Origin of the sequence: Paenibacillus segetis, from assembly GCF_014639155.1 — a bacterium.
Lineage (GTDB): Bacteria > Bacillota > Bacilli > Paenibacillales > Paenibacillaceae > Fontibacillus > Fontibacillus segetis.
The window spans coordinates 1,913,442-1,937,094 of record NZ_BMFT01000001.1; the positions used below are offsets into that span (position 1 = coordinate 1,913,442).

At 41.7% G+C, this 23,653-nt stretch carries 24 protein-coding genes and 1 pseudogene; 5 read left to right on the plus strand and 20 right to left on the minus strand.

Annotation, left to right across the window (positions count from 1 at the left end):
- Positions 1 to 163 precede the first annotated feature (163 nt).
- The 10 genes from IEW05_RS08835 to IEW05_RS08880 form a co-directional block, all read right to left on the minus strand.
- A complete protein-coding gene (locus tag IEW05_RS08835) occupies positions 164 to 1,117 on the minus strand; it encodes a cation diffusion facilitator family transporter (RefSeq protein WP_188537823.1) in 954 nt (317 codons plus the stop codon).
- A gap of 366 nt (positions 1,118 to 1,483) precedes the next feature.
- Positions 1,484 to 2,368, minus strand: a complete 885-nt coding sequence (locus tag IEW05_RS08840) for a YwqG family protein (RefSeq protein WP_229753307.1) — start codon at positions 2,366 to 2,368, stop codon at positions 1,484 to 1,486.
- Positions 2,369 to 2,426: 58 nt separating this feature from the next.
- Positions 2,427 to 2,765, minus strand: coding sequence for a DsrE family protein (locus tag IEW05_RS08845; RefSeq protein WP_188537825.1), 339 nt, complete (start codon positions 2,763 to 2,765; stop codon positions 2,427 to 2,429).
- Between the two features lie 209 nt (positions 2,766 to 2,974).
- The gene (locus IEW05_RS08850) at positions 2,975 to 3,634 is read right to left on the minus strand and encodes a DNA-3-methyladenine glycosylase family protein (protein ID WP_188537827.1); all 660 of its coding nucleotides are present in this window, start codon (positions 3,632 to 3,634) and stop codon (positions 2,975 to 2,977) included.
- A 53-nt stretch (positions 3,635 to 3,687) separates the two neighbouring features.
- On the minus strand, positions 3,688 to 4,566 hold the full coding sequence (locus tag IEW05_RS08855) for a cation diffusion facilitator family transporter (protein WP_188537829.1): 879 nt from the start codon (positions 4,564 to 4,566) through the stop codon (positions 3,688 to 3,690).
- Positions 4,567 to 4,814: 248 nt separating this feature from the next.
- Entirely contained in the window at positions 4,815 to 5,318 is a 504-nt protein-coding gene (locus IEW05_RS08860; RefSeq protein WP_188537831.1) for a DUF3600 domain-containing protein, read from the minus strand.
- Positions 5,308 to 5,871 carry a sigma-70 family RNA polymerase sigma factor gene (locus IEW05_RS08865; protein ID WP_188537833.1) on the minus strand — a complete coding sequence of 188 codons (564 nt, stop codon included), beginning with the start codon at positions 5,869 to 5,871 and terminating at the stop codon, positions 5,308 to 5,310. Before IEW05_RS08865 ends, IEW05_RS08860 begins: the two co-directional genes overlap by 11 nt.
- 408 nt (positions 5,872 to 6,279) lie before the next feature.
- Entirely contained in the window at positions 6,280 to 6,576 is a 297-nt protein-coding gene (locus IEW05_RS08870; protein WP_188540790.1) for a putative quinol monooxygenase, read from the minus strand.
- Between the two features lie 10 nt (positions 6,577 to 6,586).
- Positions 6,587 to 7,225 (minus strand): nitroreductase family protein, encoded by a 639-nt coding sequence (locus IEW05_RS08875; protein WP_188537835.1) that lies wholly within the window; start codon positions 7,223 to 7,225, stop codon positions 6,587 to 6,589.
- Positions 7,226 to 7,246: 21 nt separating this feature from the next.
- Entirely contained in the window at positions 7,247 to 7,651 is a 405-nt protein-coding gene (locus tag IEW05_RS08880; protein WP_229753308.1) for a MarR family winged helix-turn-helix transcriptional regulator, read from the minus strand.
- A 236-nt stretch (positions 7,652 to 7,887) separates the two neighbouring features.
- Here IEW05_RS08880 and IEW05_RS08885 point away from each other — a divergent pair, with 236 nt between their 5' ends.
- Complete coding sequence (locus tag IEW05_RS08885) at positions 7,888 to 8,523, plus strand: LysE family translocator (RefSeq protein ID WP_188537839.1); 636 nt, start codon at positions 7,888 to 7,890, stop codon at positions 8,521 to 8,523.
- A 105-nt stretch (positions 8,524 to 8,628) separates the two neighbouring features.
- Here the strand turns inward: IEW05_RS08885 and IEW05_RS08890 are convergent, their stop codons facing one another.
- From IEW05_RS08890 to IEW05_RS08910, 5 genes are all read right to left on the minus strand, one after another.
- Positions 8,629 to 10,014 (minus strand): hypothetical protein, encoded by a 1,386-nt coding sequence (locus IEW05_RS08890; RefSeq protein ID WP_188537841.1) that lies wholly within the window; start codon positions 10,012 to 10,014, stop codon positions 8,629 to 8,631.
- Positions 10,015 to 10,346: 332 nt separating this feature from the next.
- Entirely contained in the window at positions 10,347 to 10,964 is a 618-nt protein-coding gene (locus IEW05_RS08895; RefSeq protein WP_229753309.1) for a suppressor of fused domain protein, read from the minus strand.
- A gap of 43 nt (positions 10,965 to 11,007) precedes the next feature.
- The gene (locus IEW05_RS08900) at positions 11,008 to 11,580 is read right to left on the minus strand and encodes a hypothetical protein (RefSeq protein WP_188537843.1); all 573 of its coding nucleotides are present in this window, start codon (positions 11,578 to 11,580) and stop codon (positions 11,008 to 11,010) included.
- A 73-nt stretch (positions 11,581 to 11,653) separates the two neighbouring features.
- Complete coding sequence (locus IEW05_RS08905; RefSeq protein WP_188537845.1) at positions 11,654 to 12,166, minus strand: SMI1/KNR4 family protein; 513 nt, start codon at positions 12,164 to 12,166, stop codon at positions 11,654 to 11,656.
- Positions 12,167 to 12,189: 23 nt separating this feature from the next.
- Complete coding sequence (locus IEW05_RS08910; RefSeq protein WP_188537847.1) at positions 12,190 to 12,909, minus strand: suppressor of fused domain protein; 720 nt, start codon at positions 12,907 to 12,909, stop codon at positions 12,190 to 12,192.
- Between the two features lie 280 nt (positions 12,910 to 13,189).
- Between IEW05_RS08910 and IEW05_RS08915 the strand changes: the two genes are divergently transcribed.
- Complete coding sequence (locus IEW05_RS08915; RefSeq protein WP_188537849.1) at positions 13,190 to 13,561, plus strand: ArsR/SmtB family transcription factor; 372 nt, start codon at positions 13,190 to 13,192, stop codon at positions 13,559 to 13,561.
- Positions 13,562 to 13,693: 132 nt separating this feature from the next.
- Here IEW05_RS08915 and IEW05_RS08920 read toward each other — a convergent pair whose 3' ends face one another.
- The 3 genes from IEW05_RS08920 to IEW05_RS08930 all read right to left on the minus strand — a co-directional run bounded on the left by IEW05_RS08920 (position 13,694) and on the right by IEW05_RS08930 (position 19,129).
- Positions 13,694 to 15,916, minus strand: coding sequence for a heavy metal translocating P-type ATPase (locus tag IEW05_RS08920; protein ID WP_188537851.1), 2,223 nt, complete (start codon positions 15,914 to 15,916; stop codon positions 13,694 to 13,696).
- 114 nt (positions 15,917 to 16,030) lie between these two features.
- The gene (locus tag IEW05_RS08925) at positions 16,031 to 18,025 is read right to left on the minus strand and encodes a heavy metal translocating P-type ATPase (RefSeq protein ID WP_188537853.1); all 1,995 of its coding nucleotides are present in this window, start codon (positions 18,023 to 18,025) and stop codon (positions 16,031 to 16,033) included.
- A 261-nt stretch (positions 18,026 to 18,286) separates the two neighbouring features.
- Positions 18,287 to 19,129: an aldo/keto reductase gene (locus IEW05_RS08930; RefSeq protein ID WP_188537856.1), complete on the minus strand. Its 843-nt coding sequence runs from the start codon at positions 19,127 to 19,129 to the stop codon at positions 18,287 to 18,289.
- A 450-nt stretch (positions 19,130 to 19,579) separates the two neighbouring features.
- Here IEW05_RS08930 and IEW05_RS08935 point away from each other — a divergent pair, with 450 nt between their 5' ends.
- From IEW05_RS08935 to IEW05_RS08945, 3 genes and pseudogenes are all read left to right on the plus strand, one after another.
- A complete protein-coding gene (locus IEW05_RS08935) occupies positions 19,580 to 19,759 on the plus strand; it encodes a hypothetical protein (protein ID WP_188537858.1) in 180 nt (59 codons plus the stop codon).
- Between the two features lie 41 nt (positions 19,760 to 19,800).
- Positions 19,801 to 19,926 (plus strand): annotated as a pseudogene (locus tag IEW05_RS08940) (winged helix-turn-helix transcriptional regulator); the annotation flags it as partial.
- Positions 19,927 to 20,034: 108 nt separating this feature from the next.
- Positions 20,035 to 20,829 carry an SDR family NAD(P)-dependent oxidoreductase gene (locus IEW05_RS08945; protein WP_188537860.1) on the plus strand — a complete coding sequence of 265 codons (795 nt, stop codon included), beginning with the start codon at positions 20,035 to 20,037 and terminating at the stop codon, positions 20,827 to 20,829.
- A gap of 124 nt (positions 20,830 to 20,953) precedes the next feature.
- Here the strand turns inward: IEW05_RS08945 and IEW05_RS08950 are convergent, their stop codons facing one another.
- Positions 20,954 to 22,903 (minus strand): FtsX-like permease family protein, encoded by a 1,950-nt coding sequence (locus tag IEW05_RS08950; protein WP_188537862.1) that lies wholly within the window; start codon positions 22,901 to 22,903, stop codon positions 20,954 to 20,956.
- A complete protein-coding gene (locus IEW05_RS08955) occupies positions 22,878 to 23,648 on the minus strand; it encodes an ABC transporter ATP-binding protein (RefSeq protein ID WP_188537863.1) in 771 nt (256 codons plus the stop codon). The genes IEW05_RS08950 and IEW05_RS08955 overlap by 26 nt, the downstream gene beginning before the upstream one ends.
- Positions 23,649 to 23,653 lie beyond the last annotated feature (5 nt).

A 23,653-nucleotide genomic window follows, 5' to 3' on the forward strand; every position in this document is an offset into this window, starting at 1 on the left:
TTTCCAATAGAGTATACGACAAAAGTGCCGGCCTTGTACCTTTTATCGAGCTGATGACTCTCTATCACTTTGATGAATCACTTTAATAATAAAAAGAGGTTCGTCCCTTCTTCAGGAACAAACCTCGCTAGTTTAAGAATCTGTTTTTTCGAATGCAAAATTCTTAATGATGATGCGCATGTGCAACAGGCGTATCAGCTTTGAATGTACACAACACTGAAGAATCGTGTATGTGTTTTTCTGACTCAATTTGTAGAGTAACGTGATGAATTCCTTTATGTTCTAGCCTATGTTCAACCTTCTGTAAGAGTGATTCAGTATCATATACACTTTGCGTTCCTTCAACGACTACGTGGGCAGTCAGGGCATTCAGGCTACTTGTGATCGACCACACGTGTACGTCATGTACGTCTTTAACACCTTCGACTTGTTTTATGGTCTGTACAAGTTCGTTGACGTCCATATTTGTTGGCGTTCCTTCCATTAGTACGTTTAAGGCTGACTTGGTGACATAGTATCCACTACGTAACACCAAAGCTGCTACAAGGACGCTTGCAAGAGGGTCAGCCCAGCCCCAACCAAAGAACATCATGAGCAGGGCCGCTGCAATGGCACCGATGGAACCCAGCATATCACTGAGAACATGAAGGTAAGCACCACGCATATTCAAGTTATTTTCGGTATCGCTTTTGCGCATCATGATCCATGCGACTAAGATGTTAACGAGTAAACCAATTACGCTGATAATCAGCATCCCTAGTGTAGCGACTTCTGGCGGATTGATGAATCGGTCGATAGCCTCATAGAAAATATACAGGGAAATCGCAATCAAAGTGATGCCATTCAATGCTGCGGCTAAAATTTCAAAACGACGGTATCCATAAGTCTTCCCAATATTGACCGCTTTTTCACTGAAGATAAATGCTAGCAGTGCTACTCCAAGCGCAATAGAATCGGACAACATATGTCCTGCATCCGAAAGCAGGGCCAGACTATTCGTAATAAATCCACCAAATGCTTCAACAAGCATATAACCTGTTATGATAATGAATGAGATTAGAAGAACTTTTTTGTTAGCAGTTTGTCCATGATTGTGTGTATGATCATGACCGGACATTGTGATCCTCTCCTTTGATGTATTCCATAAAATTTCAAATCTTATTATATTAACATATGAGCAACTGTTCATATGTTTTCGGTGTCTTTATTATATGAATGTTTAGTATGAATGTCAATCATTTGAATGAATAGAACTGTAGCTTCGGGACATGTAGTTTATTTCGATAACTTCACGAGTCGTTGAACTTCATTTGATAATAGTTCTATGCCCCGATTATTTCTAGAGCTCTTTCATTTTTCATGTTCCTTACTTATAACTAAAATTTAAACATAAATAAATAAAAAATATCCACCGATCATAGATCAGTGGCTTGGAATAATTCATTTGTTTTAAGTGTGTAAATGAAGTAGTGCAATCATTGGCTTAGCTAGAATATAGGGAGCAATAGGTGTTTGCAAAGTTGCCTGCGAGCAGATCTTCTTTTCGAATATAAAACTGCAATTCTCCAGCGTCCCACCAGCAGAATCCCACATCCTGATCGGAGTCAAGCGCAAGCAACAATAGTATATCCTGCACTTCCTGCTTCGCTCTATCAGAATCACCTTTGAAATGATCTGTGATTTGCCTTAACGCTGAATCCATTGAATAGTTATACTGTTGGCCTGTCAACAGATGAAGTGCTGCTTCGTATTCACAATCCCCATGTTGGGTAGATGGATAGCCAAATATCACTGCCAGATCACTTGAGTTCTTACCGATCAACTCGAAGCATAAATCTTCATATTGATCATAATCATGTTCATCGTCTTCCACAATCTCGTAATCTACATAACCATAATTGGGAAGTTCCATCGTTGGTCTAGCACTCACACGATAACCGGTAAACTTATCCTCAAGAGAAGTTACTTCAGGCGAAGGGTAACGTTTAGCTTCCTGAAGCTTGTCTTCTGATAGATAGATCACCTTGTGCTCGATTCCATAGGCAGGTTCATCCACTCCTACGAAAAAGTACAACATACCTTTTGTAGGCAACAGTGTTGTTACATCATGAGGTATCAAATCACTTAAGCGCAGCTGGGCCAAGAACGTCATAGGCATCCCATCAGAATTCAGCGGCCATTCCTCGTTAAAAGGTAGATCTGGATCTCCCCCTATACGGGATGGGTTTATTTCGTTGTATGTTTCGATCTCTTTCTTGGATAAGCGAATGCCTTTACGAACAGACTCTTTAAAATATTCCATTGCATGTTCGAACTGATATTCGTGAACAATTCGTTCAAGTTTATCTCGATTGTTATCACTTAGCAATCCTTACACCTTCCTTTATGTACGAATTTCTATAACCTGTGACAATCAATATTTCGGTCTAGGAAATCGTTAAGACTTCGTACTGTTCAGCAAGTTCCATAAAGTGCCCCATACTGGAGATTTCTCCAACGGTTAATTGCTCTCGTAAATGATAATAATCAACACAGGTAGCGCAGGCGAGCACTGGGACATTGTTGTCCATAAGCTCTTTCAAATGTAATGAAGTCAGAGACTGCTCCGTTAAAGCGAACACACCTCGATTAACACAAAAGATGGCTGCTGGAAGCTGTTCACGCTGCTTTAAGAGGGTAAAGAATGTCTCTAAAAGTTGCGTTCCGAGCTCCCGATCCCCGTCTCCCAGGCTATCTGTAGTCAGAAAAATCAACTTATTCTTCATTAAATTATTCTTTCCTTTCGTATGTAAAATCGTATTTAATTCTGCGTAAGACCCCTATCTAATATTATAACGGATAAGATTCAGCCTTATCTCGATTCATTTAGTTGAATTAAATTATTTTACTTTCTTGGCACTGCGTTTCTGTTCAACTCGATGGAATACCCCAGCTTAGTTATCAAAACCTCATTTTCAGGATCCCTATAATATTCTTAAACTTCCCTCAACGGCGTACGAAACGGACCGGATTGCAATAAGCCAATGTTAATGGCTTCCCATAAATATAAGGAAGCGATCGTAGAGTGTGGCCCCCACACTTCTTGTTTCCGTTGCAATACTGAAGGACCGTCACTTGTTTCTTCCGCATACAGCCACTCTGAAGCACGCTTGAGGCCAAGATCTCCGAAAGACAGGATATTCGCTCTTCCAAAGTAAAAAATAAGGAACATCTCCGCTGTCCAACGGCCAACTCCTTTTATCAAGGTCAGTTGTCGAATGACCTCTTCGTCATTCATATTTGCTAACAATTCAAAATTAAGCGCTCCTAGTTTTGTCTGTTCCGCTAGGTTCAGAAGATAGCTTAGTTTATTCCTGGATAGACCCGCCGAACGTAAGCTCTCTTCTGATGCAGTCAAGACGGTATCAGGCGTAATAGTACCACATATCTGCTCCAACCTCTGATAAATAGTTGCTGCAGCTTTGATCGAAAGCTGTTGTCCAACTAACGTTCTGACTATGTAGGTAAACCCATCCGACTGGCGAGGTATTTGGATTCGGCCGATTCGATGCACCAACTCTTCAAGTATAGGGTCATCTTTGCATAGTTCTCGAACATCGCGATGGTTCGGATGAACATCGAAGAGATATAGCAAATGGAAACCTCCTTTCGCTTATGAGTAGTAATTATTGTATGCAAGATCATTCTTTATAATTTTGAGGGTTCATAATGCACGTGAACTTCAATGACTTCCGAAGTCTTTTTTAACTCATTCTCAACATTCGTAGCAACGTTATGTGCTTCTTGGAAATCTAAGTCTCCCTTTATCGACAGGACAACGTCAACTACAGCATTGCTGCCATAGTTTCTAGCCCGCAAATCTTTAACCTCCTCCACACCTTCAACCTGCCCTACTGTCTCTTTAAACGCGGTTATGATCGTTTCATCAAATCCGTCGGATAAATGATGAGAAGCCTCCCGGAAGATATCCCATGCTGTTTTGCAGATAATAAAGCCAACTAAAATAGCTGTTAGTGGATCGAGCCATGGGAGGTTAAACTGAGATCCAATGATACCGATTACTGCTCCAATACTGACCAAGGCATCAGAAAAATTATCTTTGGCCGCTGCCATAACAGCTTGACTCTTGATTTTACTGGCGAGATTCTTATTGTAGCGGTATACAAAATACATGACCACTGCGCACAATAAGCCTGTCCACACTGAAATCATATCCGGTGCTTGCTTACTGCCTTTAAACACAGAAAATATTGCAGTTATCAGCACCTGGATACCTACAGCCATCATAATAAAGGATGCTATTAATGAAGCTATTGTTTCCGATTTCCAGTGTCCGTATGGATGATCTTCATCAGGCGGTCTTTGAGCTAATTTCAAACCGATCAGAACGGCAATGGAGGCAATAATATCTGTCGCGTTGTTCAAACCATCTGCCTTTAAGGCTTCCGAACCCGAAATATTACCTATAATCAGCTTTAGAGCAGAAAGACAGATATACGCCACGATACTTACAATGGCTCCACGTTCACCCATTTTTAAATTTTCATAACGTTGGTGTTGTTCCATTCTCCAGATTCTCCCCTTAACACTCTTTGCATTGTTCCATATTAGCAGAGGAAATTTGAGTGGGTCTAGAGAAACGTTTTTTCATGTAGGACGAATAATGTCACTTGTCAAAGAAGCTTGCATTAGACCAACATGATTGCATTCAATCACCTTTTCAATGGATATTGGAAACTTAACAACCCCAACCCCCCTAGAAAAGAGAAGCAGGGACCCTAACCAAATCGGAAGGGTCCCTGCTTCATTTCTCTTTACGGGTTAGCAGTTCCGTTAATCTTCTCAAAGTAAGGAGCTAGCTTGGAGGTGAGCTGCTCAAACTGCTGCTGTTCCTCTATGGTCAAATTCTCTTCATGTTTGACTCCTTTTTCATCGGTGATCTTCAGTTTTAATTGTATCAACTGCTTGAATTGTGTCATGAACTCTTTGTATTCGTCTTCCGTTAGCTTGCCTTTTGCTGTTTGAAGCATTCCCTCAATCTCTTGATAACCTTCCTGTGTACCGCCGCGCTGTTCTATGGTTGCGGAGGAACCGAATATATCATCGGCTAGATAGGAAGAAGCAAATACGGCAGACGGGATTAAGATCGCTACTACGGCAATACCTGCGAGTAAACGCTTTTTCATGGGAGATCTACCTCTCTTTTCATTCACATAGTGTTGATAGGACTGCTTTACACGACCATACAATTCGGGTGGGCAATGCATCAAATCTGCTACCTGACTAAGCTCTTCACGCAATTCCTTGTCAATGGACATACGCGTTCCCTCCCGTCATTTCAAAACGTTTCCGGAGTTCTTTCAGTGCCAGATGATGCCTGGATTTCACTGTACCAACGGGAATTTGCAGCAAGTCTGCGATTTCTTCCAGGGCATAGTCGTGAAAATACCGCAGGATGACGACCACACGTAGTTTGTACGACAATTGGCGGACAAGGCTGAACAGTTCATGCTGCATTTCAGACTGCAGGACAACATCATCCGTCCAGTTGAACTGTTCACAATTCATTTGACGGTTTCGTTCAAAAAGACGGATTCGTCGCCAGGTCTTTCTTTTCCAATCTTGGACTAAACGGACAGTAATACCGTGCAACCAGAACCGGAATGACCGATTCGGGTCGTACATGAGAAACGACTGCCACATGTGCATGTAAACTTCATTCACGATATCTTCAATGTCTGGTTTGTTGTAGACGAGAAAAGCTACCGTCCGATAGACGTCTTGGTGAGTCGCCTCATAGACAAGCTGAAAGGCAGACTCGTCGCCGTGCGTTGCTTTTTCAAGCCATGGAAGTAATTCTTTATCATTCATAGGGGCCCCTCCTGAACGTGTTACAACCCTTAATTCGCTCCTGCGGGGAAAAAGGTTCAGTAATTGAATAATTTTTTTACGAAACTCGTAATTTCAACATCTTTTGATAACGCTTGTAATCCACAAAAAAAGAACACCTCGTCGAAAAACGAGTGTTCTTAGTCTAAAGTGTCACATATATAAAAGTATAATACTGGAAGAAAATCGTCAACAGCTACAGGGGGACAGGTTCTTTGTTTTAACTAGTACACATGAAAAAGAGCAGCATCAAGTGCTGCTCCAAACCGATTTATTTCATCAACATGTTCATCGTTGTTAACATATCGGAATCACTGTTCCGCGAATTTCTTATGTGTATATGTTTTTGTCCCTCCGACAAGTCGGAAGATGAAACTTTTCGATCTTTAATTATTTATTAATGGGTTGAGCTATAAAAGCTTGAGCATGTAACGGAGCTGTCAAGTATCTTGGAGCTTTAGCTACGAACGCCTGAAAATGGCTGCTTGCATTGTGAGCCCCTACAGCTTCTTCGTCTTTCCACTGTTCGACCATAAGATATGTGTTATCCTGATCAGTATCCTTCAGAAGCTTGTAAGACACATTCCCTGCTTCCACGCGGGATGACTCAATAAGTTCTTGTACAGACTCGAGGAACTCTGCTTCTACTTCTGGGTTTACTTTCAAATATGCATGAATAATTATCATGGACATAACCTTACTTCCACTGAGCAATACGGTCAATAGGAAGACGAGTTGTTCTGCGTGCTTCTTTAGCAGCTTTACCAACAGAAATGAGCATAACCGGAACATAACGTTCCTTCTCCATACCAAATGCATCCGCAATTCGAGATTTGTCATATCCACCAATTGGGTTTGTATCGTATCCATGGGCGCGAGCAGAAAGCATAAGCTGCATGGATACCAGACCGCTGTCAATAAGAATCATTTCGCGAAAAGCTTGTGCTGGAATACGTCCAAAAAGATCCGTGTAGTTAGCCATCATTTGATCTTTAATCTCTTGCGGTAAATACCCTTTTTCCACAGCAGTACCCATAATTTCATCCGCATTTTCAAATGCTTTCATATCTGCGAAAACAGCAATAACTGCAGAGGAAGTTGTTACTTGTGTTTTGTTACCTGGTGCAAGCTCCTCAAGCTTCGATTTACCTTCCGGGCTATCAACGACAAGAAATCTCCAAGGCTGAAGATTAACCGATGACGGTGCTAAAGTTGCTTCTTCCAAAATTTCCGTCATTTCCTCACGGCTAATTTTGACCGCTGGATCGTATACGCGTACAGAGCGCCGAGAAGTAATAATTTCTTTATAATTGTTGTTAAGGGTAGTTACAGTCATGTTTTTCTCTCCTAATCTCTATTATGAATTGGTCTTACTTGTTTCTTTCATTTGGTGAATCTGGCTGTTTAGCTTCTGTAGTGCTTGAATAAGTCCAAGTCGTTCAGATTCCGTGAGGTTTACCTGCAGTTCCTCGAGAAATCGATCTTTCTCGGTTTTAAACATTGCTACTTTACTTTTGCCTTCTTCGGTTAGCTGAACTAATGTAATCCGGTTATCGCTCTCACACCTAGTTCGCTGAAGTATTCCTTCCGCTTCCAATTGCTGAACATGACGAGTCACCGCAGCTGGGTCAATAGACACTGCTTTCTGTAGTTCCGACTGGCTAATTTGGCCACCTGTTAGTTTGCAAAGGAGTTCGAGTCGATTGGGACTAACTCCAGCACATTGTTCAAATCGGGTCGCAATATGCTTGTTCAAATGCATTAGCAAGTACAGCAGATCATTTGTATGGCATGTAGAGATGATAAAGACCTCCTTCAATTCATTGACCCGTCAATGGTTGATGGGTCAATAATAATTCAATATTGATAAAAAATCAAGTCCCAAGATATTGAAGTTGTCTGCCAGATCGAGATGTGACGGTCTTGCCTTCGCTTAAGAATTATATTAAAATCGTTGTTACGTGTTTTCAAAAGTACATATATTGGAAGGGAAATATCATGGATATTTATTTGAAGTACTTACTGATCGGTCTTGCCATTGCGCTACCGGTCGGAGCTATTACTATCGAAATGACCAAACAAGGTCTGAAAAATGGTTTCCTCCATGGATGGGCTGTTGGGTTGGGCGGAATGACGATCGACTTTGCATTAATTGTCTTGATGTCTTTGGGATTTGCTTCCTTCCTCTCACTTCCGTTCATTCAGATTCCGCTTTGGATGGTAGGCGCAGGATTTCTCGCTTTTCTAGGTTACGATTCTATTAAAAACGCGGACAAGGATATTACACCGGCAGACGAAAAAACAAAGAAATCATTCTGGAGTACTTATCGGAATGGCTTACTGGTGGCCGTATCACCTGGTAATCTAGTCTTCTGGGTATCCGTATTTGGAACGGTTCTTTCTGAGTCGTACATTTCTTCTGACAAATGGAATTTCGCAGGTGCTGCGATTGGTGTGCTGAGCGGCATTCTTATCCATGATCTCGGCTTGCTATCTATCGTTTCCGTGACACGAAAGGTCATGAGCCGTAAAATGATTAGAGCCGTCTCTGTCATTGCAGGAGTTCTACTGATCGGATTTTCAATCTATTTCGTTTATGAGTTCATCTTGGCGTTGTTGCCGTACATTTCATGATTGTAAACCATAATGGTCGTGCACAAAGAAGGAGTCCGCATCAGCGAACTCCTTCTTTGTCACGCGATATAGATGAGCAACAAAATTCTATAAAATATAGTTCGTTCATATCTTTTGAGCCAGATATTGTTTGAATCTTGTAAAATACTGCTCTGAGGCTTCCCAACGTCTCAGGTCTAACAAGGACATATCCTGTTTGCCATATTGATTTGGCGGTTGATAATACCGAGAAACATAAGTTTCATTGTCGAGTGTATAGAAATAATACGCTCCATCAGGTGTCAGAATTTCAATCCTAGCGTTTAGATAGTCTCCATCCTCATCCGTATGCGCTTGGCGGAAGCTGTAACATTTTGAGCCGTCCCAGAACCCTTCATTCTCATCCTCATCCAACGATAATTCTTGAATAACAGGATGCTGCAAAATGTCATGGACATATTGTACCTCAATGTTTCGTAAATAATACTCAGCCATATTAACGCAGGTCAACAACATAAGCCAGCAATCGCAAATCTCTTCTAGCTGTTCCTGAGACTCTTCTGTAATGTCCTCCCACTCAGACCCTTCATCCACGGTTCTCCTCAACAAACCGACGGAATGATCTTGCTCCACCCATATATAATAGTGATGGCGGTTATCGTTCATATAAACGCTGAGATCCCGCTCATCCCCATCAGCATCAATATGCTCCTGTTGAACTTTGAAAAACACGTCTTCTTCCTGAAAATCAAACGACTTCTTGTCATTCGGCATTAAAATGCATTGAGTCAATTTCAATATATTTTCTTCATTAATCGTATTATGGGTAAAATATAAATGACTAGCATCCTTTCTCGTGAAGGATCCATTGGATCCATTTATTTCTTTTAATGCGGAACGCCCTTCTCTAATAACGTTTACCAGCGTCCAAAAAGAAAACTCTGTTTCCTCCTCATCCATATCCAGAACCTCATCAATCAGCACCTCATGAATGCCTATCGGAAGTTCTTGGAATACTCCGTCCCCCTCCCACATATTTACGATGCAGAGGAACGATTTCTGCCCATCTACGTTGATTCTGTACTCGTCATCCTGAACTAAAACCGTAGCGCTAAGATCACCTTTAACAATCGTTTCCCCATGATTATAGGAGCCACACAATATTTCCTCAATCATCAGATTGCCCGCAACATATATTTCCTGCCCGCCTACAGCCATATTTTTCGCACTCAAATTACCGGTCACCATAAGCCCTATGGCTCCATCTGTCTCTTTATTATAGAGATTGTCTACAGCAAAATTTCCTTCAATAAAAATGATAATTACCTCTTTTTGTTCCGGAAAAGGCTCCTCCCAATCCAAATTAAGAGAAGGCAGAATCAAATCCCCTTCATAATAAGCGGCAAGTTGCTCATCACTAAAATCCTGGTAAAATTTTGACCACCATGAACCTTCCGGAAACTTATCTGCGAGTTGACTAATAGGAATGAATTTGAAAATATTGTTGTTCATGCATTGTTTTCCTTTCATTAAAATTTCATTATTCTACATGAACCTTATTTATATTTCTGGTATGTCGAGACATAACCGCAGACCAGCTAACTGGCCAGGCATATTTATTAATGGTAATTGCAGCTCAGTCAATAGCATTGCCCATTGTGAAGGGTGTTGAAATGGATAAAATCCGGCAGCACCTCCACGAACGATTATCTTATCCTTCGCTCCTCCAATGCGGGTGAATGCCGCAATGGCGAGACCTGCTATGCCAAAAATATTAGCAGCGGCCTTATTGAACCTGCTATCACCAAATTGCGTAAGGCAAACTTAATATTATTGAACCGTAATTAATAGGGACGTGTGGGATCTATTATTGAATGCTGAAGGTTTTCTATGTAATCATCAAATGCATCTATGCCTTCATGTAAAATTATATGTGCTTCATTATTCGTAATGGGTACAACCCATAAGACACTAATGATTTCTTCACCTATTTTTATTTCTTCTAAATCCTCACTTTCTCCCCTTAATTCATCAACCAAGAGGGCTTTTGTAGTCCAGTTCTCTGGTGCGAGTGCACTCTCCGTCATTACTCGTGGTACTTCGGAAGATTGTATATTTTCAATATTATGGGCAATCAGGTCGCAGAAATAAGAGAATATGCGATCAATGCTTTCTTGTCCCAAATCGGATTTTATAGCTAGCATCCATTCCGTCTCAGTAGGTTTACTTGTTTTTCGAATGGAATTCGATAGGCCAACGGTTGCGAATCTTGCAGGAATTTTATCACTATTTGATGGGAAATAATATATCTCAATATATAGGCCAATCTCCGGTTTAGTCATAATGACTCTATATTCTGGCATAGACCATTCTTTAATATATACATTCAGAATAAGGGTTCTTCTGATATCGAAATTCAGAATCTTTTCTCGGCTTGACTCTCTATTGATTTGCACATCCATCAGCAAAGTCCTCCATGTTCTAATAGTAATTCTATGAAGTTATTTAGGGTGATTGGTGCTTCATGATAGCTTCTTTTGCTCTCAAGACAATATCATCCACTTCGGAAAACTGACTCTCGATCGATGCTAGCATTTTCAGTATAAAGAGGCCAAGTTCAGTATCTCCTAGGCATAATTCCATTTCTGCGAAATATTCGATATCTTCGAGTTTTTCTATATTTTTTCTATGATTCATGCTGTTAGGGTAATCGATGTATTGATGGAGGGTTAAGACTGCATCTTTGCCTTTGGTTTTAAAATCATGTACAAGTCCATTGAATAGGGAGTCTTTGAATCCTTCCTTGAGCCTGCCTTTTTCATTCAATGCATCCGGATGAAAGTTAGCCAAATATTTTTCGTTTCTTATAGCCTGATCATTAATTGAGTAAAATACTTTTTCTTCGTCAAGAATCTTGATGATTTCTTCTATTGACTTGAACTTTAGTCTTGCAAATCTTGCCGGAGAAAATTGCTTACGCAAAGAATCTTCATGTTTTGAAAGATATGCCTTAAAAGAAATATCAGCATTCCCCTCCAAGAGTTCTTTGAAATACACAAGGTGTCTTTTATCTACCATATCTGCCTCCTGCACTTCTTGAGCTTTTGGATCAAGAGTAAATAAACTTTCATCAAAGTGCTTTGTGTTACATTTATTTATCACTGGAACTCTGGAGCTCTAATGAATTCGACATCATTAATTCCAAAAATTGATCTAGCGAATCTGCTACTTTTTCAACTTCTTCGAATTCAGGCTCATAACCACGTACAATAGCACCTTTATCATTTGATAAATCTATCGCATAAAAGGAATATCCATCATGAACTGACATAACTATTGGCAAATAACTATCCCACCACGTCGTTATCTCCGATTTCCAAATTACGTCATCCATTGCCGCTTCTAAGCTGAGTAATTCATATTCATTCCATTTAAATGCAATATCGGAGCTATTATTGAACTCATCCTCACAAATAAACCAAGTCTTCTCATTGGGTGAAATACAATGTTTAACCACACTTAAAAAATCTAAATATTCATTAGGAATTTCTATATATCTAGATTTAATGCTACCATTTAAATTTAATTGAAAGCTTGATTTTTGGGTTACATCCCAACCGTTTTCCCTAGCCCAAATCATAAATTCACTAATTATTTTAGTCATAGTCCACCTTCCACACAATTTCTCTAGTCAGCCTTGCACGTATTGCACCTTTTTAGATCGATAATCTCGTTAATGCCGTATTCTTCGAACTTATCTAACAGAGGATCGCTGCCGTGCTTCAATTTGAAGTCCATTTCTTCCGAATAGAGAGGGAGAATAGAATAGAAATGAACGGTCCGTCCATCATCCATCTCTAGCGACAGAAAATCTTCGTTCACCTCAAGGGGGGGCAGCAAAATGATTCCACTCATTTCGGTTTGCTGCGATAGCGGTTCGGCAGGATCTCCATTTGGCATTGTATGCTCCCAACCTAACCAAGTATTGTAGTCATGGGGAAAACGGGCTAACATTTTCAACCATCGAATAGGCCAATAGTAATCTGGATTTTCTAAATCTTCTTGCGAAATCCGCCAATCCGGCGGTAAGCAAATCATCAATTCTGCATATTCGTAGCCTTCTGCTTCTTCTGGCGTATTCATAGGTAAAAAGCTCATGCCTGTTGTAAATAAAGTATAATAATTGCGTTCGGGAGTCGGTGAGATAATATGGACGTCAATATGAACGACATCTGAAATGATTTCGTGGAAAACGGAATCGATTTCCCCAATATACTGGCGAACGTGGCCTTCGATTTTCTCAACCCATTGTTCTTCCCCATGCACTGGCGCCCGCCATTCATTATTTCTATCGCTATATCGATAGATTGGGCTCCCTGATTCCGAATATTCCGTCGGTTTTGACATATTTACCTCTCCTTTGCTTCCTCCTATTATCATCAAATTCATCATACCATAATGTCTTTTGACAAGGAATTAATCCCACTATTGCAATATTATTCAAATCAATAATGCTGCTATGATAATAATATATGCAATATTACTGGATAGGCATAAGCCATGATCGACATTTACATTCACATCTATCGCCTATAAAATATTTGATTATTTCTTAATTGTAATAATTTCGTTTAATCCTTCTTTTTTGATATAATGATACAAACGCGTTATAGAAGGGTGATAGTCAATGACACAGTCCATAAATACGGTGGAAGAATGCGATACGAGCTGCCCGGGCACGACCGCAGATTTGGATGCGATCAAGGCAGAGCTCATCGATGATCATGCAGCGGTTCAATTTGCTGATTGGTTCAAGGCTTTCAGCGATCCGACACGCGTCAAAATCATTAGCGCCCTTTTAAAAAGGGAGCTGTGCGTGCACGACCTGACAGTACTTCTTGAAATGGGGCAATCGGCCATTTCGCACCAGCTACGCTATTTGCGCAACCTTAGAATCGTTAAAAGGCGTAAGGTTGGAAAAACGGTCTATTACTCACTCGACGACGCTCATATCGAACAAATTTTTCTACAAACACTCCAGCACACCAATCACGGATGATGCGAATCTTACCGCTTCTTGGCTGCTGAATGGAGCATACATCTTATGAAAAAAACAAGGACTGTCCCACCGTTATCAACGGTTTGGGACAGTCCTTGTTCATTCCAAGCGATTGTTTAAACCACAATTCACTTATATTACATTAGGTTTAATCTTCAATACACGCATAGCATTCAGTACAGCGAGCAGGGTGACACCTACATCGGAGAACACCGCTTCCCACATCGTTGCAATTCCAAATGCTCCAAGCAGCAGGAAGATCGCTTTGACGATCAGTGCAAACAGGATGTTCTGCCATACGATGCGCCGAGTTCTCTTCGCAATATGGATCGCGGAAGCCAGCTTAGAAGGCTCGTCGGTCATAATGACGATATCCGCAGCTTCAATTGCCGCATCGGATCCAAGGCCACCCATGGCCACACCAATATCAGCTCTGGCCAAGACCGGCGTGTCATTAATGCCGTCACCAACGAACACGATCTTTTCTTTGCTCGATTTTTGACGGTCGATCTTCTCGAGCTCTTCAACCTTATGTTGTGGCAATAGTTCTGTTCGAACTTCGTCTACACCTAATTTTCTACCGACCGCTTCACCCACTGCTTTGATGTCGCCCGTTAACATGACAATCTTCTTCACGCCTAGATTTTTCAGTGAACGGATCGCCTGTGCCGAGTCTTCTTTCACCTCGTCAGCAATAACCAAATATCCGGCATACTGTTTGTCGATCGCAATATGCACGATGGTACCCAGCTCAGTTGGCGGAGCGAAGTAAATATTTTCTTGCTTCATGAGCTTCGCATTCCCTGCCAGCACTTCTCTACCCTCGAACATAACCTGGATGCCATGTCCTGATATTTCGTTGTAATTCGATAGCAGATCTTCATTCATTTCCTGTCCATAAGCTTCCCGAATGGACTCTGCAATCGGATGGGTGGAATGCATTTCAGCAAAAGCTGCCTGACGCAACAATTCTTGTTCGGTCCATCCGTTTTGCGGATAAATCCCATTTACCTTAAATTCACCTTTAGTCAGCGTTCCTGTCTTATCAAATACGACGTACTTAACGTCATTCAACGCTTCCAGGTAATTGCTGCCCTTGATCAGGACACCGTTCTTGGAGGAAGCACCGATACCACCGAAGAAGCCGAGTGGAATCGATACGACCAAGGCACAAGGGCAAGAAATAACCAGAAACACTAATGCCCGGTAGACCCAATCTGAGAAAGTAGCACCGCTGAAGAGTAGCGGAGGCAGAACAGCCAACAATGCAGCTACAATGACGACAAACGGTGTATAGTAACGAGCAAACTTCGTAATAAAGTTTTCCGTAGGTGCTTTTTTACTGCTTGCGTTCTCCACTAGGTCCAAAATTTTGGCAACAGTAGACTCCCCAAATATCTTAGAGACCTCGATTGTCAGAACCCCGTTTTTGTTGATGAATCCACTGAGTACATCATCACCCTTTGATACTTCACGCGGCACGGACTCACCGGTCAACGCCGAGGTATCCATTGCTGAATTTCCTTCGATTATTTTACCGTCAAGAGGTACCTTCTCACCAGGCCGCACGATAATCAAATCACCAATCTGCACTTCCTCAGGACTCACACGTTTTGTCTCATCGCCTGTTTTCAAATTAGCAAAGTCCGGTCGAATATCCATCAACGCGCTGATCGACTTCCGCGAACGGTTGACGGCAATGCTCTGGAACAGCTCACCAACTTGGTAAAAGAGCATAACAGCTACGCCTTCTGGATACTCGCCAATCAAAAATGCACCAACAGTCGCGATCGACATTAAGAAATATTCATCGAACACTTGACCTCTTACAATGTTCTTCAGCGCTTTAAGAACAATGTCCCCGCCCACGATCAGATACGATATAATAAATAAGATCAGCTCTAGTTCTTGGCTCAGGGGTAGTGCAAACGCTGCTGCACCGACGACAAGACCTGCAATCAAACGGGCTACCATAATTTTAACGCCGTTCGCCCCATGATCATGGGAATGTCCGTGCCCATCATCATCCGCTTCAGCTCCGTGATCATGGTTATGGGAGTGATTATGATTTGCAGATCCTCCCTTGTGGCTTCCCGTCTGCGATCCCGACGCTCCGTATTCCATTACTTTTATACCAGGCTCAAGTGTACGAATTTTTTTCTTCGTTTGCTCGAGAATGTCATCCGAACGGTTTGACGATATCTCCATGGTCAACGTTTTGTTGACAAAATTCACCGAGCAAGCCGAAACCCCATCAATCTTCTGGACACCGTCCTCGATTTTCATAGCACAGTTTGCACAGTCTAGACCTTCCAATACCAATTTTCGTTTAACCGCAGAATTACTGGTTTCCATATAATTATTCCACCTTTTTGAGTAAAACTATATATGATCACTTGTTCATATATAGTATATTCCTCGTTTCTTGCTGTTGTCAATAATATGTAGGAATAATGGATTCAAGAAAAGTTATTCCGTTTTAAAGGCAAGTAACCGCAGGGCATTAAAGACAACCAATAAGGTGGATCCCTCATGTATCAATACTGCTGATCTAATCCCAGCAATACCGAATATAGTGGCAGGAATCAAGATGGCTGTGACCCCAAGGCTGACCCATAAGTTTTGCTTAATAATGATCTTGCTCTTACGACTAAGCCCAATCGCAAAGGGAAGGGTTCGTAATTGATCGGACATCAGGGCAATGTCTGCCGTTTCCAAAGCTACATCGGAACCGGCGGCGCCCATCGCAATCCCTACCGTACTTCTGGCCATGGCAGGTGCATCATTCACACCATCACCGATCATCGCTACTTTTTGCTCACGCTGCTTAAGCTTTTGAATGGCTTCTACCTTATCCTCCGGAAGTAGACCGCCCCATGCATCGGTCAAACCGATCTTATTGGCCACTGCATCGGCTACTTGCTGATTATCGCCAGTAATCATTATAATCTGTTTCATTCCTATGGACTTTAACTTGGAAATGACCTCTTTGGCATCAGTTTTAGGGGTATCCATCAGCCCAATTAGACCCAAAAACTCATTCCCTTTTCTAATGATCATCACGGTGTTACCCTCTTGCTCAAGCTTTTGTAAATCAGTTTCTATTTCTGCGGGAAGTGGTACCCTCAATTCATCTTCAAAAAGACCTCTGTTACCGATAACCACTTCTTCTCCCTTCCATTCTGCTTTAACACCCCGGCCTGTCACTGACTCTAACCGCCCCGCCCCTTCTGTCTCCACAGAACCCAGGCGTTCTTGCGCTCCTTTTACGACAGCGACCGCTAACGGATGATCACTTAACTTTTCGACTGCTGCGGCAACCAAGAGAAGCTCCTTGGAATCCGTATTCCCATAAGGAATGACTTCGGTCAGTTTTGGTTTGCCCTCTGTAAGCGTTCCTGTCTTATCAAAAGCAAGCGCAGTGAGTCCACCGAGTTCTTCAAGCGGTCCGCCGCCTTTAATGAGAACACCACCTTTGGCAGCTCTGGCAATTCCGCTAAGCACTGCACTAGGCGTGGAAATCGCAAGGGCACAAGGACTTGCAGCAACAAGAACTGCCATAGCTCTATAGAAGCTGTCTGAGAATGTTTCGTTCAGGACAAGAAAGGCAAATAACAGCAATACCACTAGAACTAACACGCAGGGAACGAAGATCTTCTCGAATCTATTGGTAAATTGTTGGGTAGGTGATTTTAGCGATTCTGATTCATTGACGAGTTTAATTAGTCTGGCTAATGTGGAATCATCAGCTTCTTTGATTACCTTCACTTCAAGAACACTGGTACCGTTGATCGTTCCGGAATAAACCTTATGTTCTGGAGGGATCTTAGAAAAATCATGATAGTCAGTAGAAGGATCGCTGACCTGGCGTTTGTCTACCGGGACACTCTCGCCTGTAATCGGGGCTTGGTTGACACTGCTGTTTCCCCTGATTACAATACCGTCTGCTGAAATTGTGCTGTTCGGCTTAACAATGATGATGTCCCCTATGTATAATTCCTCAATCGGTATTTCTTCTGTATGATCTCCTCTTTTGACAATCGCTATTTTGGGAGCTACGTCCGCGAGCGCAGCAATAGATTTACGCGCTTTGTTCATGGCATAGTGCTCCAGGGCATGTCCAAGACTGAAAAGGAATAATAACAAGGCACCTTCCGCCCACTCTCCGAGAAATCCGGCGCCAATGGCGGCCAAGAGCATCAAAAAGTCGATTTCAAAATGTTTTTTACTTAGCGACTCCCATGCTTCCTTAGCTGTAAAGAAACCACCAAAGAAATAAGCTACTATATAAAAGGTTAAAGATAAATATTTAGGGTTTTGTAGAGTTAAGCCTAAGATGTAGCCAATTGCAAGTAATACCCCCGATATAATAGAAAAAATCAATTCGGTATGTGCACCAAACAACGAGTGATGATGATCATGGCTACTATTTTTTTGTGATGGTGTCTTTGTACGTTGCTGCATTTAGCGTTCCTCCTTGCAGAATCTATGATCATTCCGATTTTGAGTACTTCCATATGTTCTGCCCACTTCAACTCTAATATACAATATATAACCATATCCCATGGTTCCCAAAAGCAACGATAACATGCAGCAAACAACCGAATTATACGAAAAAAGGAGTAGCGATAAACGCCTACTCCTTTCTGTTAGCCCAGATACCAATTATAAAAACAGCCAAGGCTTCTTTAATAAAGCGCTTGGCTGTTACTGCTTATCTCTATATTAAAAATCAAAATTATCAGGGTCTGGACCTACACGGTGATTTTGATTCAATTCATCAATTTGTTTCATATCTTCTTCTGTTAGAGCAAAGTTAAAGATAGAGGAATTTTCGACAATACGATGTTCTTTGGTTGATTTTGGAATCGTAATCATGCCATGCTGTACATCCCAGCGTAAAATTACTTGGGCTACAGATTTATTATACTTCGCGGCAATTGTGCTCAAAACTTCGTTATTTAATAACTCACCTTGCATTAATGGAGACCAAGCTTCCATTTGGATGCCATGCTCTTTACAAAATGCTTGAAGCTCTTTTTGAGTTAAACGTGGGTGACATTCCACCTGGATGATCACCGGTTTAATTTCTGCGTCTTTCATTAAGTCTTCAAGATGGTGAATTTGGAAATTACTTACCCCGATCGCTTTAACTCGTCCTTCTTTATAAAGGGTTTCAAGTGCACGCCAAGCTTCTTTGTATTTTCCTTCAACAGGCCAGTGAATAAGATAAAGATCCAGATACTCTAGCCCAAGTTTCTTGAGGCTTGTTTCATATGCTGCGATAGTCGATTCATATCCTAAATCAGCATTCCATACTTTTGAAGTGACAAATAAATCTTCTCGTGAAATACCTGCAGCTTGCAGTCCTTCACGGATACCTTGCCCTACCCCTTCTTCATTTCCGTAAATCGCTGCTGTATCGATACTACGGTAACCATGCTTGATAGCAAATTTAACGGCATTAACTAATTCCGGACCCTCTTCTACTTTAAATACTCCGAGGCCAAATCCCGGCATTTTCACACCATTGTGTAGAGTTACTGTATCCTGCAAATTGTTTATCATTAAAAACTCCTCCTAATTAAAGTGTTCTACCCGAATAAATTAAACATGTTAAATATTTTGTCTAACCTTGTCGGCACAGCTATATTATGTTCTAGAACCAACCAAAACAAAAGTACGTACTTTTTTGTACTATAGGCACTTCAAAGTGCCTTTTGTCTACTAACACCCCCTTCTATTTTTAATCATCCTAATTCATCTAGATTTCTATATTTACTAGAATAATAGGCACCTAAAAGTACCTATATACCTTAAAAGTACGTACTTATCAGAACAATTTAATGGGATTATAATTGCGATCATGAAGTTGATGGTAGTTAAGGTAGTTAACATCATTAATTCAGATTAATTAAACTTTAGAAGGAGTCATGAATCAAAGGCATAACAAATCAGCAACAAAGTCAGGTATCTAAATACTTGGCTTGCTTATAAAGTAATGAAGGTAAAATTCACATGTTTGAGTATCATCAAACTTATCAAACAAGCTTCAATGAAGGCGAATTAACACTTAGTCTCCATATTCCATTAGAAAATTATCAAATGGGAACACCAATGATTGCTCGCCAAGAGGTCAATCATGAACTAGGAGTATATGGATTGTCGCATTTCCCACCACAAGATATCCGTGTGTAAAGAACTTGAATCAACTTATGATTCTAAGAGAGGAATTTAATATGATTAAATATAATATTCCTGTAGAAGCAGCCTTAGAGGTCATTGCTGGAAAGTGGAAGGTTGTTATTCTCTGTTATTTAACGAAGAAAACAAGACGTACTGGGGAGTTAGAACGCTTGATGCCGGAACTAGAAATTAGATTCTCTGAAAAGAATCTTATAATCAAATAATTAAACCTTGGAAATAGTAACTTATAGTTACTTACTCATATTTAAATTCTGGGAGGATCACACATGCAACTTCATTTAAAAGGAAAAACAGCGCTTGTTACGGGGTCAACAGCCGGAATCGGAAAAGCGATCGCCGCATCATTAGCGGCAGAAGGTGTTAACGTACTTATTAATGGCCGTCACAAAGATAAAGTGATGAGCACGATCAAGGAGATTCAAGACCAGCATGCTGGCGCTAAACTCAAAGCTGCAGTCGCGGATCTAGGAACAGAGCAAGGATGTCAACAGGTGATTGAACATTTCCCTGACATTGATATTTTGATTAATAACCTCGGTATATTCAAACCAGCCGAATTTTTCGATATTCCGGATGAAGATTGGTTTAGATTCTTCGAGACGAACATTATGAGTGGTGTTCGTCTCTCCCGTCATTACCTGAACCGAATGATTCAGATTAATGAAGGACGAGTTATCTTTATTGCTAGCGAGGCGGCCATCATGCCTTCGCAAGAAATGGCTCATTATAGTGCAACCAAAACGATGCAGCTCTCAGTTTCCCGCAGTTTAGCCGAACTGGCTCATGGAACGAAAGTAACGGTCAACACTGTTATGCCTGGTTCCACGTATACTGAAGGAGTGGAGTCGATGCTAAATACGCTTTATCCTAATGAAAACTTGACAGTAGAAGAAGCTGAGAAACGATTTATGTATGAGAATCGGCCAACATCTATCATTCAAAGGTTTATACGGCCAGAAGAAATAGCCAATTTTGTTACCTTCTTAAGTAGCCCTCTCTCCTCGGCCATTAATGGTTCTGCCTTGCGGATTGACGGAGGACTAGTACGCAGCGTATTTTAAGATTCGTTAATAAAAATGGATTGAGGAAATTCCTCAATCCATTTTTGTTTTCAGGAAAAGTTGAATTCTCCTTCATGCATGATGAGTAATTTTGAGTTTTATTCTTTCAAGTACATTAAACTCTTTATACCATTATTTTCTGCAAAGCTGTTACATAACGCGATCTCGCAATGATAAAGTAGACGGTCTGGGCGACCAGAAAAGCCAGCGCTACGGTAAGAGTAGCCGTATTGACATAAGAGACCTTCATATATCCCAGCACAGGTTTCAAAACCACAAGCGTTTGTATCGTGGATATCGGAATCGGAATATAAAAGATAAAAGCAATTTGCTTCGTAGCCGCCGCGCTCATTTCTCTGCTGCTTAACCCGATCTTGGAAAGTGCATGGTACGTTCGGCTGTCGGCGGATAGCTCAGTATGAAGCTTGAAGTACAAAAAGCTTGCCGTCGAAATCGAGAAGATCAAGGCGATAAAAATCCCGATAAAGCTGAACACTGACGTCGTATTTTTCGTGCTCCAGTATTTGTCGGAACGAACCGTCAAAAAATTAGCACAATTTGGACAGCCTGGAACGCTGCCCCGGGCCTTGTCCATTTGCTTCTGATTCCACGCGTACAGTTCTGTGCCGATCTGTGATTGCTCGTCTTGCTGTGAGGGAGGCTTAGTCCAGGAAGGTACATAATAGAGATACTTTGGTCTGGTAGGGAATTCAGCTGCTGTTAATTGGGTAAAGAAAGCATCTTCAACAATGAGCATAACCCCTGCATTACTAACACCGCCCATCTGGGGTATGCTGATTTCCTGCAATATTGTAATGCTGGACTCGGTTCCCTCAAACTTTAATAGTTGCCTTGGTAAACGTTTTGAACCTGGATAAACTGCCACAGCCGTTTGCTTCGATAGATTCTCTAGTGGCGGTAACTCCAACAAAATTGCCAGTTCTTTAAACTGACTTGCCCGAACAAACTCTACATCGCTCCCAGTTGTTGGGTCGTGGGCATAATTCTGCAGCTCGGCGAGAATAGTGTCTATCCGATACCGCTCAAAAGCGATGCCCGTCTCCTGCAAAGACTGCTCAATAGTCGCCAGCTCCGCATCAATATGCTCTGGCTGATATACGTCATAGCTTAAAGCAAATTTATTGTTCATAAACTGCTGCTTGTTGTCTTGATCAACGGCGAGTACAAAGCCTGCGCTTATGCAAGCGATCGAAGAAACAACCGTCACCAGAAACAGCATTCTGGCATTATCCTTAAGCTTATAGCAGATCTCGGAAATCCACAGCAAATTAGTGCCGCGCCATACACGCTTTCGATTTCGTTTGAGCACACGAATGATGAGAATTGACAGCTGCGAGTAAAAGAAATAGGTGCCGGAAATGCCGGACAAAGCGGCGATACTCAGAACTTTCGGAGATAGAGTGTCTTTGCCAAGGACCACAAAACTAATAGTCAGCAAAATCGTGCCCAATATGGAAAGCCAAATCGAAGCTTTTGGCTCCCGCTTCGGCCTGCTGTTTCCCTTCAAAAGCTCCAGCACCCGGTTTTTGCGAATAAATAGCAGCGTAAATAGCGATATCGCCATAAATAAAGCAACAAAGCAGCTCGCCGTCAGTACAATTGCCTTCACTGGCCAATAAAAGTCCAGCTCGCTAATATCGATCATTTTTGTACTGAACAACAAAAACAGCTTGGACAATAGCAGCCCGCCTGCGATTCCAGTGACGATGGAAACTGTACCGATGATCATATTTTCCAAAAAAATCAGGCCATTAATTTGTCCTGCCTGTGCGCCCAGCATCATTAAAATCCCAAACTCTTTATTGCGGGACTTCAAAAAAGCGCTGATCGAGTAGAGCACAAAAAAGATCGCAAAAATAAACACCACGTATGCGGCAACCTGCATGCAGATTAATGTCATTACGCCCATCGGCGCCTGCCGAATCTCAGGATGATAAATGAAGACGGCAAACGTAAAAAAAATCATCACCATAAATGCGCTGCTTAATAGATAAGCCATGTAAGCACGGCCGTTTCTTCTGACATTATTAAACGCGAACTGAGGAAAATTCATTCATATTCCCTCCCCAGAAAGACAGAGTATCGATGATTTTCTGGAAAAAGGTTTGACGATTCTCCCCACGGTGAATTTCCGCAGCCAAACGCCCATCCTTAATAAACACAATCCGATGACAGTAGCTGGCTGCGAACGGGTCATGAGTGACCAGCATCAGCGTAGTGCCCTGCTGTTCATTGATGTCGGCCAGCGATTCCATGACAACTTTCGAAGAGGTTGAATCCAGCGCTCCTGTGGGCTCGTCTGCGAGCAGCAACGATGGGGTCGCGATCACCGCCCTGGCTATGGCAGTCCGCTGGCGCTGCCCACCAGATATTTCATATGTCCGTTTGTTTAATATCGATGTAATGTTCAAACGCTCGGCAATTTGTCCCAATCTCTCTTCCATCTCCGACAGGCGATAGTTGTCCAGCGTCAGCGGAAGAACAATATTTTCTGCGACAGTAAGGGTGTCCATCAGATTAAAATCCTGGAATACAAAGCCAAGCTGCCGACGACGAAATAATGCCAGTTCCTTTGTTCTTAACTGAAAAGGATTGCTACCGTTAATTAGCACCTCGCCGGAGCTGGGCTCATCAATCGTGGAAACCATATGAAGTAGTGTTGTTTTTCCGCTGCCTGACGGTCCCATGATACCTACAAACTCTCCTTGCTCGATGGTCAGATGTATATCCGTTAATGCATGTGTCACGACTTTTCCAGGATATACTTTATTAAGAGCTTTCACTTGCAAAATGCTCATGCTTT

Bases quoted from the DNA above. Each gene is read 5' to 3' on its own strand.
- IEW05_RS08905 (WP_188537845.1), bottom strand. From the start codon at position 12,166: ATGACTAAAATAATTAGTGAATTTATGATTTGGGCTAGGGAAAACGGT.
- IEW05_RS08925 (WP_188537853.1), bottom strand. From the start codon at position 18,025: ATGCAGCAACGTACAAAGACACCATCACAAAAAAATAGTAGCCATGAT.
- IEW05_RS08870 (WP_188540790.1), bottom strand. From the start codon at position 6,576: ATGATAATTATTCATGCATATTTGAAAGTAAACCCAGAAGTAGAAGCA.
- IEW05_RS08895 (WP_229753309.1), bottom strand. From the start codon at position 10,964: ATGGATGTGCAAATCAATAGAGAGTCAAGCCGAGAAAAGATTCTGAAT.
- IEW05_RS08910 (WP_188537847.1), bottom strand. From the start codon at position 12,909: ATGTCAAAACCGACGGAATATTCGGAATCAGGGAGCCCAATCTATCGA.
- IEW05_RS08865 (WP_188537833.1), bottom strand. From the start codon at position 5,871: ATGAATGATAAAGAATTACTTCCATGGCTTGAAAAAGCAACGCACGGC.
- IEW05_RS08880 (WP_229753308.1), bottom strand. From the start codon at position 7,651: ATGCATTTGAACAAGCATATTGCGACCCGATTTGAACAATGTGCTGGA.
- IEW05_RS08890 (WP_188537841.1), bottom strand. From the start codon at position 10,014: ATGAACAACAATATTTTCAAATTCATTCCTATTAGTCAACTCGCAGAT.
- IEW05_RS08955 (WP_188537863.1), bottom strand. From the start codon at position 23,648: ATGAGCATTTTGCAAGTGAAAGCTCTTAATAAAGTATATCCTGGAAAA.
- IEW05_RS08875 (WP_188537835.1), bottom strand. From the start codon at position 7,225: ATGACTGTAACTACCCTTAACAACAATTATAAAGAAATTATTACTTCT.
- IEW05_RS08845 (WP_188537825.1), bottom strand. From the start codon at position 2,765: ATGAAGAATAAGTTGATTTTTCTGACTACAGATAGCCTGGGAGACGGG.
- IEW05_RS08885 (WP_188537839.1), top strand. From the start codon at position 7,888: ATGGATATTTATTTGAAGTACTTACTGATCGGTCTTGCCATTGCGCTA.
- IEW05_RS08860 (WP_188537831.1), bottom strand. From the start codon at position 5,318: ATGTCCATTGACAAGGAATTGCGTGAAGAGCTTAGTCAGGTAGCAGAT.
- IEW05_RS08900 (WP_188537843.1), bottom strand. From the start codon at position 11,580: ATGGTAGATAAAAGACACCTTGTGTATTTCAAAGAACTCTTGGAGGGG.
- IEW05_RS08945 (WP_188537860.1), top strand. From the start codon at position 20,035: ATGCAACTTCATTTAAAAGGAAAAACAGCGCTTGTTACGGGGTCAACA.
- IEW05_RS08950 (WP_188537862.1), bottom strand. From the start codon at position 22,903: ATGAATTTTCCTCAGTTCGCGTTTAATAATGTCAGAAGAAACGGCCGT.
- IEW05_RS08915 (WP_188537849.1), top strand. From the start codon at position 13,190: ATGACACAGTCCATAAATACGGTGGAAGAATGCGATACGAGCTGCCCG.
- IEW05_RS08935 (WP_188537858.1), top strand. From the start codon at position 19,580: ATGTTTGAGTATCATCAAACTTATCAAACAAGCTTCAATGAAGGCGAA.
- IEW05_RS08855 (WP_188537829.1), bottom strand. From the start codon at position 4,566: ATGGAACAACACCAACGTTATGAAAATTTAAAAATGGGTGAACGTGGA.
- IEW05_RS08835 (WP_188537823.1), bottom strand. From the start codon at position 1,117: ATGTCCGGTCATGATCATACACACAATCATGGACAAACTGCTAACAAA.
- IEW05_RS08920 (WP_188537851.1), bottom strand. From the start codon at position 15,916: ATGGAAACCAGTAATTCTGCGGTTAAACGAAAATTGGTATTGGAAGGT.
- IEW05_RS08930 (WP_188537856.1), bottom strand. From the start codon at position 19,129: ATGATAAACAATTTGCAGGATACAGTAACTCTACACAATGGTGTGAAA.